16 protein-coding genes are annotated in these 17,616 nt (G+C 46.0%); 9 read left to right on the top strand and 7 right to left on the bottom strand.

Features of this window, described 5'->3' with window-relative positions; translation table 11 throughout:
- Positions 1-19: 19 nt before the first annotated feature.
- From V8G47_RS11895 to V8G47_RS11855, 9 genes are all read left to right on the top strand, one after another.
- Complete coding sequence (locus V8G47_RS11895) at positions 20-523, top strand: acyl-CoA thioesterase (protein ID WP_336200408.1); 504 nt, start codon at positions 20-22, stop codon at positions 521-523.
- A gap of 295 nt (positions 524-818) precedes the next feature.
- On the top strand, positions 819-1,796 hold the full coding sequence (locus V8G47_RS11890; protein WP_336200305.1) for a BMP family lipoprotein: 978 nt from the start codon (positions 819-821) through the stop codon (positions 1,794-1,796).
- A 21-nt stretch (positions 1,797-1,817) separates the two neighbouring features.
- Positions 1,818-3,476, top strand: a complete 1,659-nt coding sequence (locus V8G47_RS11885; protein ID WP_336200304.1) for a methyl-accepting chemotaxis protein — start codon at positions 1,818-1,820, stop codon at positions 3,474-3,476.
- Positions 3,477-3,983: 507 nt separating this feature from the next.
- Entirely contained in the window at positions 3,984-4,988 is a 1,005-nt protein-coding gene (gene mreBH, locus V8G47_RS11880) for a rod-share determining protein MreBH (RefSeq protein ID WP_034761217.1), read from the top strand.
- Positions 4,989-5,180: 192 nt separating this feature from the next.
- A complete protein-coding gene (locus V8G47_RS11875) occupies positions 5,181-5,744 on the top strand; it encodes an RNA polymerase sigma factor (protein ID WP_336200303.1) in 564 nt (187 codons plus the stop codon).
- Entirely contained in the window at positions 5,741-6,457 is a 717-nt protein-coding gene (locus V8G47_RS11870; RefSeq protein ID WP_336200302.1) for an anti-sigma factor, read from the top strand. Before V8G47_RS11875 ends, V8G47_RS11870 begins: the two co-directional genes overlap by 4 nt.
- A gap of 360 nt (positions 6,458-6,817) precedes the next feature.
- A complete protein-coding gene (locus V8G47_RS11865; RefSeq protein WP_336200301.1) occupies positions 6,818-8,170 on the top strand; it encodes a copper amine oxidase in 1,353 nt (450 codons plus the stop codon).
- 84 nt (positions 8,171-8,254) lie between these two features.
- Positions 8,255-8,884 (top strand): class F sortase, encoded by a 630-nt coding sequence (locus V8G47_RS11860; RefSeq protein ID WP_336200300.1) that lies wholly within the window; start codon positions 8,255-8,257, stop codon positions 8,882-8,884.
- Between the two features lie 88 nt (positions 8,885-8,972).
- On the top strand, positions 8,973-9,200 hold the full coding sequence (locus V8G47_RS11855) for a hypothetical protein (protein ID WP_060671434.1): 228 nt from the start codon (positions 8,973-8,975) through the stop codon (positions 9,198-9,200).
- Between the two features lie 45 nt (positions 9,201-9,245).
- On the opposite strand, the gene V8G47_RS11850 is transcribed toward V8G47_RS11855, so the two are convergent.
- The 7 genes from V8G47_RS11850 to V8G47_RS11820 all read right to left on the bottom strand — a co-directional run bounded on the left by V8G47_RS11850 (position 9,246) and on the right by V8G47_RS11820 (position 16,975).
- The gene (locus V8G47_RS11850; RefSeq protein WP_336200407.1) at positions 9,246-10,328 is read right to left on the bottom strand and encodes a nitric oxide synthase oxygenase; all 1,083 of its coding nucleotides are present in this window, start codon (positions 10,326-10,328) and stop codon (positions 9,246-9,248) included.
- Between the two features lie 99 nt (positions 10,329-10,427).
- Positions 10,428-11,030, bottom strand: a complete 603-nt coding sequence (locus tag V8G47_RS11845; RefSeq protein WP_336200298.1) for a GNAT family N-acetyltransferase — start codon at positions 11,028-11,030, stop codon at positions 10,428-10,430.
- Complete coding sequence (locus tag V8G47_RS11840) at positions 11,008-11,994, bottom strand: NAD(P)/FAD-dependent oxidoreductase (RefSeq protein ID WP_336200297.1); 987 nt, start codon at positions 11,992-11,994, stop codon at positions 11,008-11,010. The genes V8G47_RS11845 and V8G47_RS11840 overlap by 23 nt, the downstream gene beginning before the upstream one ends.
- Positions 11,995-12,080: 86 nt before the next feature.
- The gene (gene abc-f / locus V8G47_RS11835) at positions 12,081-13,955 is read right to left on the bottom strand and encodes a ribosomal protection-like ABC-F family protein (RefSeq protein ID WP_336200296.1); all 1,875 of its coding nucleotides are present in this window, start codon (positions 13,953-13,955) and stop codon (positions 12,081-12,083) included.
- A gap of 229 nt (positions 13,956-14,184) precedes the next feature.
- Positions 14,185-14,298 carry an RAxF-45 family protein gene (locus V8G47_RS11830; RefSeq protein ID WP_098351140.1) on the bottom strand — a complete coding sequence of 38 codons (114 nt, stop codon included), beginning with the start codon at positions 14,296-14,298 and terminating at the stop codon, positions 14,185-14,187.
- A gap of 79 nt (positions 14,299-14,377) precedes the next feature.
- A complete protein-coding gene (locus V8G47_RS11825) occupies positions 14,378-16,018 on the bottom strand; it encodes a DUF2339 domain-containing protein (protein ID WP_336200295.1) in 1,641 nt (546 codons plus the stop codon).
- Positions 16,019-16,126: 108 nt separating this feature from the next.
- On the bottom strand, positions 16,127-16,975 hold the full coding sequence (locus V8G47_RS11820; RefSeq protein WP_336200294.1) for a YitT family protein: 849 nt from the start codon (positions 16,973-16,975) through the stop codon (positions 16,127-16,129).
- Positions 16,976-17,616 lie beyond the last annotated feature (641 nt).

The raw sequence follows: 17,616 nt of genomic DNA, 5'->3' as shown, positions 1-17,616 counted from the left end.
ACAACGGAAGGTGAAACCATTGAGAGAAAAAAAGACCATGAAAGAAACGAAAACAAGTAAAACGACCCATGTTCTTCCACCTGACACGAACCATCACGGTACGCTGTTTGGTGGAAAACTGATGGCCTATATAGACGACGTGGCTTCCATTGCCGCCACCCGTCACGCCCGTAAGCCCGTCGTAACGGCCTCCACGGATTCCGTCGACTTTCTTCAGCCCATAAAAGTAGGCGACGCTGTTACATTGGAAGCGATCGTCACCTACACCGGGCGCAGCTCCATGGAAGTTTGTGTGAAAGTGACCTCTGAAGTCCTTCTCACAGGAGAAACCAATGTGGCTGCCATTTCCTTCTTGACGTTTGTAGCCCTGGAAGGAAATAAGCCGGCGATCATCCCCGAAGTCGTGCCGGAAACGGAAGAAGAGAAATGGCTGAACGAAACAGCCCAAAATCGTGCCGAACACCGTAAAGCACGCAAAAAACATAGTGAAGAGCTGGCGGAATTTTTCCGTAAAGCGTATTAGATAGATGGAGATGCTTGTTATAGAGCATCTCTTTTTTTATTTGGCAAAGGCAGCGTTCTCCTATAAAATCCGATCTTCGCCGTCATCCCTTCCCGCAGGCCCCCCCACCTATTCTTGTACGAAACCAACTGCAAACCCTACTATTTTTACCCGGCCGCAACCAGACAATGACCTTTCCCGCTCCCTTCCCCTACTTTTTTCCCCAACTCCCCTTCAAAATAGGTCCGTCCCTCCGATAATACAGAGGTACGGACATGTAGGATGTCTTATTATTACCATATTTGGAGGTTACGGTTTGAAGAATATAGTCAGTATGTTTCTTCTTGTCTTGCTTATAGTGGCAGGGTGTTCTACGGCTATGACGGAAGAAACCAGCACAGAGAAACAGCATAGCATCGGAATCCTGCTCTCGGACACAGGTCTTGGAGATGGATCATTTAATGATTCTGCCTTCAGGGGTCTTGAACGTGCCCGTGACGAATTAGGTATTTTATTCGATTATAGAGAAGCTCCGGACGGGAATTTTGAAGGGGCCCTCCAGGAACTGGTTAAACAGGATCATGAACTTGTGATTGGTCTTGGTTTTTCGATTCAGGATGCCCTTGAAAAGGTTGCAGCAGAAAATCCCGATCAACAATTCCTATTGATTGACGGTTTTTCAGAAATGGATAATATAACGTCGATTACGTTTAAGGAGCATGAAGGAAGTTTCCTTCTCGGTATGGTTGCCGCCATGAAAACCAAGACAGGAACGATCGGATTCATCAGCGGAGCCGATGTACCGGTCATCGCGCGCTTTGAACAAGGCTATATACAAGGAGCGAAGTATATCAATCCTTCTATTAAAGTGTTAAAGGACAATGCCAATAACTTCGGTGACGCAGAACTGGGCAGGCAGATTGCAGAGAAACAAATGAAACAGGGCGCGGACTTTATTTACCCTGCTGCCGGATTTACAGGGGTCGGGGCCATCCAGGCTGCTCAAAAAGCTGGCCATCTTTCTGGAGGAGTCGACTCGGATCAATATTTCATTGCCGAAAAATCGGTTGTCACTTCCATGGTCAAAAAAGTAGACAACGCTGTTTTTAATATTACAAACGAACTTATCACCGACGGAAAAATCTCTCAGCACGCTTATGAACTTGGTCTTAAAGAAGACGGTGTCGGCCTTGCCCCGATTCGTGTCACCAGTCTGTCTCCGGAGGAAACAAAAAAACTGGAAGACGCTAAAAACAAAATCATCTCGGGAGATATCTCGGTCAAATTGCCATAAATTCATCTAAGGAGAAAAGTCATGCCACTAAAAAAACGTTTATTGATCTTGGGGCTGATTCCCCTTGTCCTTTCAACCATCATTATCGGCTACATCGTTTCTCAATTGATTTCCCTCCAGAATTCTGCAAAGGAAGATGTGCAGGTACTGCTCGAAACGGAAACATTACGAGGGGATCTCATCGTTACGAAACAAGCCCTATCGAACTACTCGGTCAATTCGACGGAAGAAAATAAGCAAATGGTCGAAAGTTTATTGAATGAAACAACGGCTCAAATCACTGAGTTGAAGAAACTCATTTCCGTTAAAGATCAAAAGGAGACCCTGTCTTCCATAGAGTCCAAATTCACTGAACTGAAGTCGGCTTCGGATTCCGCTCTCAGTGAAATGAATAAAGCAGAGATCAAACGGCAGTCAATACGTATTTCCGGCGTTCTAAACGATATGCATCTACTGAATAAACAAACAAATGATTGGTACAAGGGTTTATTAAAAGAAAACAAAAATGAAATCCAATTCATCGTCTGGGCTTCCGTCATCGGTTTCATCGTGACGATCTTCCTCTCTCTTTTAGCATCGAACCTGCTTACCAGGAGAATTGTCAAACCATTGAACCGGATGGTAGAAAACGCTGAAAAATTGGCCGATGGGGATTTAACGATCACCATCGACGCAGTTAAAGAGAAGAACAGCAGATTCGAAGTCGATAAGCTGCAAACGGTATTTCACCATATGGTCATAAATTTGCGGAGTACGGTCCAATCTGTGCATGACATCGGATCCAATGTAGAGAGATTCACTCAGGATGTCCGCTCGCAAATGTCGAGTCTGACGGAAAGCAGCAACCAGGTGGCACTTTCCACAGAAGAGCTCGCAAAAGGAAGCCAATCGATTTCTGAGGATATCCAATCCACCGCTTCCCTTATGGCTGTGATGGGGGATGACTTTGCCCGGAATGTCGAACAGAGTGCAGAATCTTCCGAGAGCAGCAAAGTCGCCATGACCTCGGTCGGAAACGGTCGAACTTCCTTAAATAAGCAGCAGGAATTTGCCGGGATGATCGCCGAATCTTCGTCATCGATCATGAACTCGGTTGAATCCTTCGCCCAATATACGGGGGAAATTGAAAATGCCGCCCAGGCGGTCAGGGAAATTGCCGATCAAACGAACCTCCTTGCATTGAATGCAGCGATCGAAGCGGCCCGTGCAGGAGACGCCGGGAAAGGTTTCGCCGTTGTGGCCCAGGAAGTGCGGAAGCTTGCGGAAGACTCTTCCGTTGCAACAGAGCGGATCGGCAGCATGGTAGGGAACATTAAACAGGGCATTCAGTCCATCATGGATGCTTCCCATAAAGGGAAAACCCTTTCCACCCAGCAAGTTGATTCCATGACTGTGACGGAGCAGGCTTTTGAAGAGATTTCAGGAAATGTTTCTACTATATTCGATAATCTCTCCAAGCTCGAGAGGGGGATGATTGCTTCTTCCGAGCGAACCAGTCAGGTCATTGCCGCCGTTGAAAACATTTCAGCCATTACGGAAGAAACCGCTGCGGGTACAGAAGAAATTTCTTCATCCACGGAAGAACAGCTTCGATACTTTGAACGCATGAATGAGCAAGTTGTGGAATTGAACAAGATGACGATAGACATGAAGAAAGAGTTGGAGCGTTTTACACTTTAGAAGATTGAGAGGATGCCTAGAGATTGGGCATTCTCTTTTTGTTGATTAGAAAAGCTACGGCGATAGGACGTTTCGCTGATAAAATAGGATTTTCCCTGATATATCCGAAATTCCGCCGATAAATCCCCCCTGATATCCCCTTCCATGAGTCCCGGATCCCTCTCACACATCCCCCATCTTCCACATTCCGACAATAACCTCACACCATTCCCCTACGTCCACCCTCCCGGATCCTAAAATACTAGTCAAAATCACCCCTATGTTTATTACAGAACGTTTAAATTTTTTTAACGAACAAAAAGGGAAGGTCCGTCCCTGCATACATATATGGGTATTCAAAAAGGCTCTGTAGAAACGTTTAATTTTTTGAGGAGCGCTTTCATATCTGTCATACTTTGTAACAATTTGTCGGTGGTAAATATCTCCACCTTCATAACCCCCGAAAATCTCCTATACTGTATAGAAGGTTATAGTGTGTGTAGAATTCTTATAGTTGGAGGAATACTGATGTTATCAAACTCTGAAATTGGGATCGATTTAGGAACTGCAAATATACTTGTTTATAGTAAAAATAAAGGAATTATACTTAATGAGCCATCAGTTGTGGCGATTGACACCGAAAACAAAACGGTATTGGCCGTTGGTACAGAAGCGAAAAGCATGATTGGGAAAACACCGGGAAAGATCGTGGCTGTACGCCCTCTTAAAGATGGTGTGATTGCCGACTTTGATGTGACGACTGAGATGCTGAAGCAAGTGATGAAAAAAGCGAGTAAAAAACTTGGATTCTCTATCCGTAAGCCGACCGTGGTCGTATGTACGCCTTCAGGTGCAACAAGTGTTGAAAGAAGGGCGATTCAGGATGCTGTGAGAGGAAGCGGTGCGAAATCCGTTACCCTTATCGAGGAACCTGTAGCTGCCGCGATCGGAGCAGACTTACCGGTTGGAGAGCCTGTTGCCAACGTCATCGTGGACATCGGTGGTGGAACGACGGAAGTGGCGATCATCTCTTACGGTGGTGTCGTTTCCTGTAACACGATCCGTATCGGTGGAGACCAAATGGATGAAGATATCGTCCAATACGTTCGTAAACGTTATAATCTCCTGATCGGTGAAAGAACGGCTGAATTAGTGAAAATCGAAGTCGGACAGGCATTGATTGATCATGAAGAAAGAACAATGGATATCCGTGGACGTGATCTCGTCACTGGTCTTCCGAAAACGATTGAATTATCATCGAACGAAATCCAGGATGCATTGAAGGAATCCCTCCTTCACATCCTCGAGACGATCCGCGCGACATTGGAAAATTGCCCTCCTGAACTGAGTGGGGATATCGTTGACCGCGGTGTGATCCTGACAGGTGGCGGAGCCCTATTGAACGGACTTCAAGATTGGTTGAGCCAGGAAATCGTTGTACCGGTTCACTTAGCTCCCAACCCGCTTGAATCAGTGGCCATCGGAACAGGACGTTCCCTATCCGTGATCCACAAACTGCAAAAAGTAAAATAAGTAAGAAGACATCCCCCATTCGATTGGGGGATTTTTTTGTACCCAAAACACCAAACTCATCTATATACCCCACTAACATTTTTTTAAACATTTGTGATCCAAATTCTTATTTCCCTCGTTAGCTTATTAAAATTGAGTTCCGCCCCGTTGTTTAGTATCCTTATTTTATATGTCAAAGATAAGGAGCGTACTATGCCCAATGACCGTCAGGATATAGAACTATATCAACAAGTTTTGGCAAAAGATTCGACTGCATTACGACAGCTTTATCAGCAATATGAAAAATTGATCTATTCCTTCTCATATAAAATGACAGGAGACCGTGAGATCGCGGAGGAAGTGATCCAGGAGGTTTTCATGAAGCTCTGGAAGAAGCATTCTCCATATGACCATAGCAAAGGGAAATTTTCATCATGGTTGTTGACGATGACGCGGAACACCTGTCTGGATGCGATTCGCAGACGAAAGAAACACGAGTCTGTCGAATATATAGAGAAAGACTCCCTTCAGGTCACCTATGAAACGCCCGCCGATCAACTGGAGTGGAAAGAAAAAGGGACCGCGATCAGGGACTGCATACAAACCCTGAAAGAGGATCAGCAAAAAATCGTTCAACTATTCTACTATAAAGGCTTGACTCAAGCATCCATCGCTGAATCAACAGACACTCCACTCGGGACGGTTAAAGGAAGGATCCGTTTGGCTCTTAAACATTTACACACGTGTCTAAAAGGGAAAGGAGGTACATTCGAATGACCACACCACAATGCGATCATTTACTGGATTACTACAACGGACATTTATCAGAACTCGAGAAAGCTCAATTTGAGAAGCATCTGAAGAGCTGCCCGCAGTGTCAGGAGGAACTTCATGAACTGGAGCAGTTAATGGACTATATGCCTTTCGCATCTGATGTTGTCGAACCTCCCAAGGACCTGGAAGACCGTGTGATGGCCGGCATTCTCGGAGAAGAGAAACGAACCTCAATTGTCGAGCCTCCATCTAAAAAGAAAAAGAAAACATGGTTCCTCCCTTCTGTCGCTGCCGCTTTATTCCTTTCCCTCATTGGGAATGCCTACTTATTCTCACAGCTTGAAGATCAGGATGAAGTCGTGGAACAGGCAACGATCGATCAGGTTGTTCAATACGTCGATCTCGCTGCTGTTAACGGAAGCGCTAAAGGAACTGCCAGTATCATTAAACAAGGTACTCAAACGAGCATGGTCGTCCAGGCTTCTGAATTGCAGGAACTTTCAAATGAAGAGGTGTATCAGGTATGGCTTATTAAAGATGATCAACCTGAGCGCGCCGGCACATTCGTCACGAGCAAGGATGGAAAAGGTTCGGTCGTCTTCAAATTCAATGAAGAGTTCACGAAGAAGGATTGGGATACGGTCGCCATCACCCTTGAACCGGATGCCAATAGCCAGCTTCCTCAAGGAAACATCGTGTTAGCTTCCGAAATATAAAAAAAGTTTCATAAATCGTATTTCGTCCGGCAGCCCTTCACTGCCGGGCTTTTTTTTATGGCTTAACAATCATGATTTCATCTTTTTCGTATATCGAAATGTTTGAGAGATTCGAACTAGGGAATTAAGTCCTATGTAACAGGAGTTATACAATTACTAAACAAATGTTTTACTTATCTTCATTCTACTTTTTTTAAAAGGATTACATAGTAAAAGAGGCTAGACTCATTCTATATCTATCACCCTACTTTTTAACCTAATTAAAAAGAATAGAAAAAAGTTTCAAAAAAAGTGATCCATGTTTCAACTTCTGTCGTTAGCTTTATGAAAATATAAAAAACCAAAAGGAGAGATTACATTATGAAAATGAAAAAAAGTTATTTAGCCGTCCCTTTAAGTATGACGTTACTGATTCCAACTGCAGGTGCAGTATCAGCACACAACGGTGAAGACCATTCCATGACGAAAGTGGATACGCCGGCAGGGGAATTAAGAACTTCTTTGGACCGCTTACTTACAGAACATGCATACTTAGCTGTTGAAGCGATGAGACGCGGAGCAGAAGGTGCTGAAGATTTCGACGCAGCAGCCGGTGCTTTAAATGATAACGCAGCCGATTTAAAAGGTGCGATCGCCTCCGTTTATGGTGAAGAAGCAGGAAATCAGTTCAACACGATCTGGACCAATCATATCGGATATTTCGTGGATTATGTCAAAGCAACGGGTGCCAATGATCAGGCTGCCAAAGATGAAGCCCTTAAGAATCTATCGGGATATAAGGAAGAGTTCTCTAATTTCCTTGAGACTGCCACTGGTGAACGTTTGAAATCCGATAGTTTGGCAGAAGGACTTCAGATGCATATCAATCAGCTCATCGGTGCCTTTGACAGTTATGTAGCAGGAGATTATGAAAAGGCTTACGAATACGAACGTGAAGCAATCGGTCATATGGGAATGGTAGCAAAAGGACTATCCAGTGCGATTACGGACCAATACCCGGACAAATTTGAAAATACGATGGCGGTAACACCGGCAACGGACTTACGATCCACGCTTAACCATCTTTTAACAGAGCATGCTGCCCTTGCGACAATGGCGATGCAAAACGGGATCGACGGTTCTAAAGATTTTGACGCTTCCGTGAATGCCTTGAATGCCAACACGGAAGATCTTTCTGCAGCGATTGCTTCTGTATATGGTGAAGAGGCCGGAAACCAATTCAAAGACATGTGGTCAAAACATATCGGATTCTTCGTGGATTATGTAAAGGCGACCGGTGCTGAAGATGAAGCTGCAAAAGAAGAAGCGATCAAGAATCTCGATGGCTACCGCGCTGAATTCTCTAAATTCATTGAAACAGCCACAGACGGCCGTTTAGAATCAGATGCTCTTGCAGACGGTCTTCAAATGCACGTTGAACAACTGATCGGGGCTTTCGACAGCTACGCGGCCGGCGACTATGAAAAAGCTTGGGATGGAATCCGTATGGCGTATGAGCATATGCTGAACCCCGCAAAAGGGTTATCAGGAGCTTTCGCGGATCAATTCCCGGACAAGTTCAAAGCCAACATGCCTTCTGAAATGCCTAATACCGGTATGGGGGGAACGGCTGACAACAACGAATTCCCATTCGAATACCTTCTGGCAGCCCTATTGATCATCGCGGGTGGTACAACCCTTGGAATGAAAAAATACGCTTCCTATAAACAATAATTTCTAAACATGAGAGGGACGGACCTATAATAGGTCCGTCCCCCAGTGTGAAGATGAAAGGAGTGGCTTCACATAATGTATACTATGAGGGTTGTACTGCTTGTGCTTGTACTATTGCCCATTTCTGCGTGTTCTGCAGGAATTAGTTCAAATCCCACAGAAGAAAAGGCGAAAACCTCCCATGATCAGGGAGAGCCCCAAACTCAGATGGCCAGCACCACCACTACCCCTTCTCAATTTGCAGATACGATCATCAAGGATGAAAGAAGCGGTATCGTACCGGCTGCGCTTGAAATCCCTGCCATCGATGTTTCCACAAGCATAGAAGCTGTCGGGTTGAAGGAAAATGGTGAGATGGCCGTAACTGAAAGCTTTGAGACGACTGCTTGGTACGAGGGTGGTTACAAGCCCGGTGAACCCGGAAATGCCGTGATCGGCGGTCATGTGGACAGCCGGAATGGTCCTGCCGTTTTTTATAAGCTGAATAAGCTTTCAAAGGGAGATGAAATCATCGTCAAAAATAAAGAAGGTGAAAAGAGGACCTTTGTAGTCATAGAAAAGAAAGAATACCCATGGGATGATGCCCCCTTGAAATCCATCTTTGGCTACTCCCCTGCAAGCTCTCTTAACCTCATCACCTGTACCGGGGACTTTGACCACTCTGCACGAAATTACAGCAAACGACTGGTCGTCTATACTGAATTGAAATCCTGATGAGACAGCACGGAATCCCTTCCGATGCTGTTTTTTCATGGATATTTTTAGAAGAAATAGAAACCCTACTAGTAAGGAAGGTGATAGCATGAATGAGGAGCAATTGGAAGATTTGTTTCATTTTTATGGATATGAAGATTTGTACAAGCGATTTAAGACTCCCCTTTATGTCACCGGGATCATGGATGATGCCGATGCCGGATTAATTGAAGATTTCTTTGAGAACTTCACATTCGATGGTCCCGTATTATTCGACGAGTTCAGATTCTGGTTTCAATATTATGAAGTGTCCAAGCGGCCGCCGTTCACTTTTTAACAGAACAAAAAGCTGTCTTCTGCACAGGACAGAAAACAGCTTTTCTTAGTATGGTTTATTTTGATAATAGTAATTGGTCGAATGCCATGTGTTATCGAACTCTTTATGGAATATGTGGGTCGTGGCAGGAGATACGGGCGGGATCAACCAGGTCCAGTCCCCGGTTACATCACGATCGGCACTCTTCTCATTTTCTTCAAAAAGACGGAACTGCTGTGCAGCCGTATGATGGTCCACGATGCTTACACCCATTTCTTTAAACGAATGAAGCACAGCGATGTTCAATTCGATCAGTGCCTTATCCTTCCACAACGTGGCCGCTCTCGACGTATCGAGTCCCATACAGCTTGCCACTTTCGGAATCAGGTTATAACGGTTCTCATCAGCAAGATTACGTGCACCGATCTCCGTTTCCATATACCAGCCGTTGAAAGGTGCCGCCTTGTATGAGATCCCACCGATCTTCAATTCCATATCTGAGATGATCGGGACGCCGTACCATTTCAATCCAAGGTCCCCGAACCAGTCAAATTCAGGGTGACGAAGAGGTACCTGAAGGGCAAGACGAGGCTCAACTTCTCTCATCTCTGGAGGCTGAGCCCCGATCTGCACGACCAAGGGGAGGACATCAAAGTCTGTCCCCTCCCCCTCCCATCCAAGTTCCCTGCATTTTTGAGTGAATTCGATGGAATGGGGGTCTCCGGTATATCGATCGTCTTCCTCATAGCCCGCATATCGGATCAGCTGATGGTTCCACAATCGGATGTCAGGCTTGTCCGGATGTGACGGCCTGAACACCGTAATCGTCGGACGGATCCTCCCCCCGTTCGAAGCATAATCCAAATGACGCTCGAGGGCCTGGAATACTTCCTCCTCTGTGGCCGCTTCCCGTTCGTCAAACACGTTCAGTGAGTTCCAGAACAAGCGGCCGATGCAGCGATTGCTGTTTCTCCATGCCATCTTGGCACCATGGACCAGTTCTTCATGAGTATGAGTATACGTTCCTTCTTCAGCAATTTCATTTTCTATATGTTGAAGTCGGATCGCCATGTCCGCTTCGCTTTTATTCAGTTCCTTAAACATTTGTTCTATAAAGGACCTCGCCTCATCCAAAATCGGTGTCAATATAATCGCTTCCCTGCTATCTTATTCAGCGCATACTGTACCCTGAAGTATATCATTTTCCCCTTACCTTTTTCCCGGGTACATTTGAACAACCCTTGAATTTTAGAGAGTGACCGCTTTTTCATAGCACCGATACTCCTGATGCCCCTCAGGCTTCGATGTGAAATAGACCGAGCCGCGGTACTCATAGCCGATCTTTTCATAGAGGGCATTTGCCCCTGTATTTCGGGAATAGGCATCCAGCCGGATACTTTCATAGCCTTTTTCCCCGGCAAGTTCCTCACACTTTTTCATTAATACTGTCCCCAATCCGTTTCCTTGCTGAAGGGGGTCGAGAAACAGTGCGTGGATCACCCATTCATTTCCGAGTTCCCACGGAATCTCCGACCATTCAGGTGACTGCCACTCATTGAGAGTTGCGGACCCTGCGACCTCACCGTCCACCATCAACACATAAAGGTTCCCGTTATCCATTTCTTCCTCGAAATAGTCTCTGCTTGGGTAATGGTCATTCCACTGCAGCAATCCTTTCTCATCAAGATCATGTTTACACCTGATATACACGTCCATGATGGTGTCAAGCTGCTCTTTTGTTGCCTGTCTTAATTGTATGTTCATGCTATTCCCCTGCTTATCGTTTAGTTTATGTAACTCTTTGTAGTGTTTGTCAGGGATCCAGCCGTTATACGGACTGATCCTGTTCATTACCGTTTCTCTGCGCCACCCTGTTACCTGCTGAAATCCCTGATAAATAGGCACTCTCAAACCGCGTACGTCCGGCTTCATCATTCTCCCGGAGGAAAGCATCCCCACATAGGACAATCCGCCCTTTATGACCCATTTCCACAAAAGGGGTGCGTACCACAGTTTCTGCTTCGGCATACTTCCACTTTTTCAAATGAGCACCCGTCACCCTGCTGCCTTTTTCAAGAAAACCCTCGGCCACCTCTTGGATGGCACCTATAATACTGTTTTCTTCCATTTCTACATGTTTTTTCGACCAGTCCCCGGTCATATACACGCTGACCGTAACAGAGGAGGAAATGCCTTTCTTTTCGTGATCCACCACCCGCTCCACGCCGTCAGGAAGCCCTTCATCCACATGACCCGGTGACGGAATGCTGCTTGATCCTTCAAAGGTAAACATGCCTACGAAGCATGGGGCAAAAGAAATAGTGGATACCTCCGGCGGTGCGATTCCTGTAAGCAGCTGTAACGCCTGTGGTGCGGGAGCCGTCACTATGCAATGGTTTGCGGTGATCCTTTCACCATTCTCAAGTTCCACTTCCAGAGGTCCTTCCCTCCCGTCACGAATGGAAGAGACCCTGGTGTTCAGTTTGACTGGGATGGATTGTGCCAGTTGTTTCGCGAGGGCATTCATGCCGGACGCGGATGTGTATCTTGGATAAGGTGTGCCGAACCAGCGTTTCACCCATCCCGCTTCCTGCCACCTCTCTACGTCCTCTTGCAGCTCCGGGGAACGGACCGTGAAGAACTGGGCTCCGTGATCTGCTTTCCCTTCCCCGATCCTCCTTGTGGCAAGCCTGCCACCGACGCTTCTGCTCTTTTCCACCATGAGGATATCCTCTACCCCTTTTTTCATCAACGTCCTCGTTGCCATGATCCCTGACAGTCCTCCTCCAATGATGATCACTTCGTATGTCTCCATATCTTCTCATCCTCTCTTCATTTTATTATACGGATTTACTCTGAAAAATTGGAAGGGAGATGACTCCATCCGTCATCTCCCCTATCCTAGGCCAATAATTCTTCCAAATCCTGATACATCTTGTTCCGTTCCTGTTCCTTTTGCTCTTTTTCCATGTACAGCGCCTGAACGACATCCAGGTCTTCTTGTGAGAGAAGCTTTTCTTCAATGGCAAAGATCTCTTCTTCTACCTTTTCAAGTCCAGCTTCGATTTCCTCCATCGTCCGGGCAGGTTTTACCCGTCCTGCTTTAGGCGGTGCTTCTTTCTCCACCTTCACCACAGGCTCTTCCGGTGCGAGTTCGGGGAGCTTTTCCTTCGCCCAGCTGTATGGCCCGTCAAAGAAATAAAGCTCACCCCGGTGGATCCAATAGGTTTTCTTAAACAGCTTATTCAAAAAGTACCGGTCATGGGAGACGGCGAGAATCGTGCCTTTGAAATCCTCCAAAGCATCCTCCAATACTTCCCTTGAATCAATGTCCAGATGATTCGTCGGCTCATCGAGGACAAGGAAGTTGATGTCCTGATGCATAAGCTGGGCAAGTCTGAGCCTCATCTTCTCCCCGCCGCTCAGCTGACCGACCTTCCGGAACACATTCGGTCCATAAAACAGGAACTTCGCGAGAATATGCCGGGCATCCCCTTCCGTCACCGCCACTTCTTCCCTGAACGCATCAATCAACCTGACCGACGGATCGGCGACAGTAAAGTGCTGTGACAGGTAGCCGAGCTTCACATTGCTTCCGAGTTTCACCACGCCATGATCCGCTGACTCCTCCCCGAGGAGCATCTTGATGATCGTTGATTTCCCTGTACCATTTTGACCGACGATCGCTGTGCGGTCCTTAAAATGGACATGGAGGCCGGCTTTTTCGAATAAGGTCTTTTCCCCATAGGCTTTCGTCACTTCTTCCATGGAAAAGACGATTTTCCCGCTCCGGTCGGTTTCGTCGAATTCCAGCCCCATCTTCTTCCGGTCCAGGATCGGCCGCTTGATCTTCTCCATCCGTTCCAGTGCCCTTTCCATATTCCGGGCCCGCTTATGCAGGGCTTCATTCGGAGGGTTCGCCTGGTTCGCCCATTCCCTCAGCCTTTTGATGGCCTCCTTCATCTTCTTGATTTTCTTCTGCTGCTCCTGATACGCCTGGAACTCGATCATCAGACGCTCTTCCTTTTCCTTTACAAATCCGGAGTAGTTCGTATGGTAAATCGTCAGCTCCCCGTCCTCCAGGTCATATACCTTTGTAATGACGTGATCGAGGAAATAGCGGTCATGGGAGATGCAAACCACGGTTCCATCATATTCTTTCAAAAAATCCTCAAGCCACTCCACCGCCCCGATATCCAGATGATTCGTCGGTTCGTCGAGAAGCAGCAGATCCGGCTTCTGGAGGAGGATCAGACCGAGACAAAGCTTTGTCTGCTCCCCGCCGCTGCACGCGTTAAAATCCTTCTCAACCAGTTCCCCAATGGCGAGGCCGTTCACGATCTTCGCAATATCGGACTCGATCTCATATCCTCCAGAAAGGGTGAATTGATCCTGAAGCTTTCCGTATTCTTCTAGTAATCGGTTGAGAGTATCCGGGTTCCGTTCATTCCCCATTTTGGTTTCAAGCTCTTTTAATCGGAGACCAATCTGGATCAGTTCTGAAAACGCGGAACGCAATACATCGATTCCCTTCGTACCTTCCTTATACTGTGGAATCTGAGCCAGGTACCCTACCTTTGCCCCTTTTTTCAGATGAATGAGCCCCTTATCCGGAGCTTCCACCCCTGACAATAATTTAAAGATGGTCGTCTTCCCGGTCCCATTCCGCCCAACAAGGCCAATCCGGGCCCTCTCGGGTATTTCGAAGCTCAAATCCTCAAATATCAAGTGACCGCCAAACATTTTACTGATTTCCTGTGCGCTGCAAATAATCATTTTCCTCTTCCTTTCGGGTATCTATTCAGAGGTAAGAGGTTCATAGAAAAAGCCATGGGGGAGCAGAAGGCTCGCCCATGGCTCTACGGAAGTGCGGGACTTTACTGCACCGCACTTCCCCTTTCAAAAAAGAAGGGACAAAAAAAGAGAGCGAAAACGCCCCCCTTTTTTCCGATTCTTAATAAAAAAGTGATTGGAATTGAGACCTCTTACCGTTCAGTATTCATATTCACTTGCTGAAAAAGGGCATACGTGTCCCCTTGAACGCAAATGCATGAAAAATTGCACGGCAAATGTAAATATAGTCTAAATACTTCCCACGCAATCCTACAGAACGATTCATCTCAATTCCACCTCCTTTTTCATTACACGAATATTGATACCACCATTATATAATTATTCTGAAAGCTTTTGCAATGTGTTTATTCTTTTTTATAAAGAATCCTTGATAGCACAAGGCCGATCACACCGATTGGAATCAGGATCATGGCACGGATCGTGAAATCGAGGAACACGAGATCGGCAAGGAAAAACTTCAACAGAGCCAGTGCAAGGAAGATGATTCCCACCCACCGGTAGAACATGTCCTTCCTGCTTTCCCCATAGATGAGATACCCGATGGACAGGGCGGCAATCGCCACGGTGTAGGCAGTCGTCCGCGGGGTGTAATCCCAACCGATCACGATGAACTCGGTCAACCTCAGGATGAAGAACATCACGAGACCTGTCAGCACGACTTTCATTGTCGTCGTTGAGACGTTCAGGAAGGAGGATTCCTGCTGATTGAAATGGGCAAACAAATAGACATAGGCAAATGCCAGGATAAAAATCGGCAGTTCAATCGCAATGAAATCGCCTTGTGATCCCGTCATCATTCCAAGGAATGAGAGCAGCATCAACAAGAGTGAACCTGCAAGGCTGACATAGCTTTCTCTTCTCCCCGCGAGCCACAGAAGGGCATTCGCTTGTATGGCAATCAGCACGAAGCGCCAATCATATTCAAACAGATCAAAGAGGAAAAGAAGCATATGCAGGAATCCGAGGACGAGCAAAGTATCCTTCGTTCTCTTCATTTCCTTCGGTTCAATAAAGGCAGCCCCGATATAAACAGCTGCAAAGATGGCATAGTAGACAAGAGGAATCTGTGAATAAACATCATTCAGCAGCCCGAGAATGATGAAACTGCCCGTCACGAGGGCCGGTATCATCTCAGCGTTCACCCGTTCATCCCGGTTAAGGATGATCAGAAGCAGGATATACGCATGCTGAATGGCAAATGGGATGAGGACGGTCAATGTCATTTCCCCGACACCAAATGCCGCAAAGAAAAACAGTGAAAAATACAGTAGATAATAATGAATATTCCATGCTATCCGGTACCTTTTCAACGTACTGAACGTCATCAATACAAAGAACAGCACAAGCTCATAGCCGTAAAACAGCCATTCATTCCGCTCATCCCCTGCGAAAATGAATGGAAACAGGTATGCCCCTGCGCCTATCAAACAAAGAATCAGTTGGGAACCGTGCTTATGGGATGCCCACAGCCCAACAGAAATGATGAGGATCAATAAGAGATTCGTGATGAGTCCTCCGATATACCCGTATAGGATATTAGCTGAAAATAACGTAATGATGGCGAGGACGATGCTTCCAGAAAGAAGCGTGATGGACAATTTACGCTGATCCCGGCTGAACCTTTCACCAAGTGTGTACATCACGATACTGATGACGCCACCCGTCAACACCCGGAGCCCCGGTGAGACCCAGCCGTTTTGGGAAGCCGCCATGAATCCCCAAATGCTTCCTATTAATAGAACGAACAAGAATACTTTCGGGAGCCAGCGTTCGACTGAGAAATCAAAGGGTTCTTTTTCCATGATGGGCTGTGCTGATGATTCAGCAGGAATTGGTTTTTCAGGTTCTGTGTAAACCTCTGCTTTTTGGATAACGGGTGATTCGTTTTCATTCTTTGCCTGAATCAGCTGCCGCTTCACGAGATAAAGCTCTTTTTCCAGAAAATTGATTTTTTGCTCCAACCTCTTCAGTTCTTCCTTTTCCATATTTCCACCCCCCTACTTCTATTTATACATGATTAATGGAATATTTCCCTATATTTTTTGAAGTCACAATAAAAAAACTCCACCCTCTGACCAGGTGGAGTTTCACTTCTATGCTAATCGTTTAAAGTTTTGACCAAGGATTTCGTTCATCGTGTGAACCGTGATAAATGCACGGTTATCGATTTGGGTGATGAAGCCTTTCAGCCTGGAGAAGTCCTTGCGTCCAAGGATGGTCGTGATGACTTCCTTTTCATCGGACGTGAACGCTCCCGTTGCCGTATGGATCGTCGCCCCTTTTCCAAGCTCGTGGACGATGTACGACTTGATTTCATCACTGTAACGGCTGATGATCACAATTTCTTTATTTGAATTGAACTGCTGCAGTGCATAATCGATGACCAATCCGTTCAAGATGACCCCGAAGAATGCATACATTCCGACTTGAGGTCCGAATAGGACGGCTGAGGACAGGGCGATGGATAAATCCGCCAATAATACGCCTCTGCCTACATCTATATTGAAATATTTATTAAAGATCAGGGCCACGATATCCGTTCCACCTGTTGATGCCTGCTGGTTGAACACAATCGCCATACCGGTTGCGGCAATGCATTGACCGATGATCAATTGAATCAAGATATCATCACTGAGCGGCGCGCTCATCGGTGCAATTGTCTCGAGTAACCAGACATAGAACGAAAGGGCGAAACTCGCGTAAATCGTTTTCGCTCCGAAATTAAAACCAAGAAATATCACACCGACGATAAACAGAATCACATTGATGATAATCATGAACAGTCCAAGGGACATTCCCGGAAACAGATCGTTCATGATGATCGACAATCCACTGACTCCCCCTGTCGCTAAATTATTAGGCGATAAGAAAAAATGGACATTCACCGAAACAAGAAATGCCCCGAGATTCATCATTAGGAAGGAAAATATTCTTTGTCGCATCACCGCAACCTCCTTTTTCTTTAAAATTTATTTTGGTTTTCCGTAAATAGTTGAACAACGGGATTATAAAGCCCATCAAGACCCTTTGTAAAGGGAATCCGGTCAAAAAAATAAGGTTTAATAATTGTGAAAATTGGAAGGGTTTGCAGATGTGATGAGGGCAAGGCTTAGGTTTAGAGATTATTTTTCGGGGTAAAGGAGGGAATTTGGATTCTATTAAAAATCTCTTTTCGTAAACGTTGTTGCTATGTAAGGTAGCGAGTAGTGGTTGATTTCCGCTTCAGGTGCTCGCTTTCCGCGGGGCTGGCGGTGAGCCTCCTCGGCTGCGCCTGTGGGGTCTCACCTGTCCAGCGTTTCCCGCAGGAGTCGAGCACCTTCCGCTACAATCACCTTTATTGGTAAGGAGGATTAATCTATTTCTGTACACCTCTAGAAAACATCATTTTCTAAGTATTTTACTATTCAAGCTGAAATCGCCCCCTCCAAGCTCTGTCAGACTATCTCATTTAGATGGGGAGGGGAACGGCGTAGACTCCCTCGGGAAAGGTTATTATATCAGGGCTTACAACCGGTTTATTCTCTTTTAAAAATTTTTTAAGTATCATATTAGCCAAATGCATTCCCTTTTTTTCTTATTTGTT

The organism is Rossellomorea sp. LJF3, assembly GCF_037046045.1.
Lineage (GTDB): Bacteria > Bacillota > Bacilli > Bacillales > Bacillaceae_B > Rossellomorea.
The sequence above is the reverse complement of the archived record's forward strand: the minus strand, read 5'-3'. Positions and strand labels throughout refer to the sequence as shown.

Coding starts and splice junctions, on each gene's coding strand:
- V8G47_RS11860 (WP_336200300.1), top strand. CDS start 8,255: ATGAGGGTTGTACTGCTTGTGCTTGTACTATTGCCCATTTCTGCGTGT.
- V8G47_RS11875 (WP_336200303.1), top strand. CDS start 5,181: ATGCCCAATGACCGTCAGGATATAGAACTATATCAACAAGTTTTGGCA.
- V8G47_RS11885 (WP_336200304.1), top strand. CDS start 1,818: ATGCCACTAAAAAAACGTTTATTGATCTTGGGGCTGATTCCCCTTGTC.
- V8G47_RS11845 (WP_336200298.1), bottom strand. CDS start 11,030: ATGAACAGGATCAGTCCGTATAACGGCTGGATCCCTGACAAACACTAC.
- mreBH (WP_034761217.1), top strand. CDS start 3,984: ATGTTATCAAACTCTGAAATTGGGATCGATTTAGGAACTGCAAATATA.
- abc-f (WP_336200296.1), bottom strand. CDS start 13,955: ATGATTATTTGCAGCGCACAGGAAATCAGTAAAATGTTTGGCGGTCAC.
- V8G47_RS11825 (WP_336200295.1), bottom strand. CDS start 16,018: ATGGAAAAGGAAGAACTGAAGAGGTTGGAGCAAAAAATCAATTTTCTG.
- V8G47_RS11830 (WP_098351140.1), bottom strand. CDS start 14,298: ATGAATCGTTCTGTAGGATTGCGTGGGAAGTATTTAGACTATATTTAC.
- V8G47_RS11870 (WP_336200302.1), top strand. CDS start 5,741: ATGACCACACCACAATGCGATCATTTACTGGATTACTACAACGGACAT.
- V8G47_RS11840 (WP_336200297.1), bottom strand. CDS start 11,994: ATGGAGACATACGAAGTGATCATCATTGGAGGAGGACTGTCAGGGATC.
- V8G47_RS11855 (WP_060671434.1), top strand. CDS start 8,973: ATGAATGAGGAGCAATTGGAAGATTTGTTTCATTTTTATGGATATGAA.
- V8G47_RS11820 (WP_336200294.1), bottom strand. CDS start 16,975: ATGCGACAAAGAATATTTTCCTTCCTAATGATGAATCTCGGGGCATTT.
- V8G47_RS11865 (WP_336200301.1), top strand. CDS start 6,818: ATGAAAATGAAAAAAAGTTATTTAGCCGTCCCTTTAAGTATGACGTTA.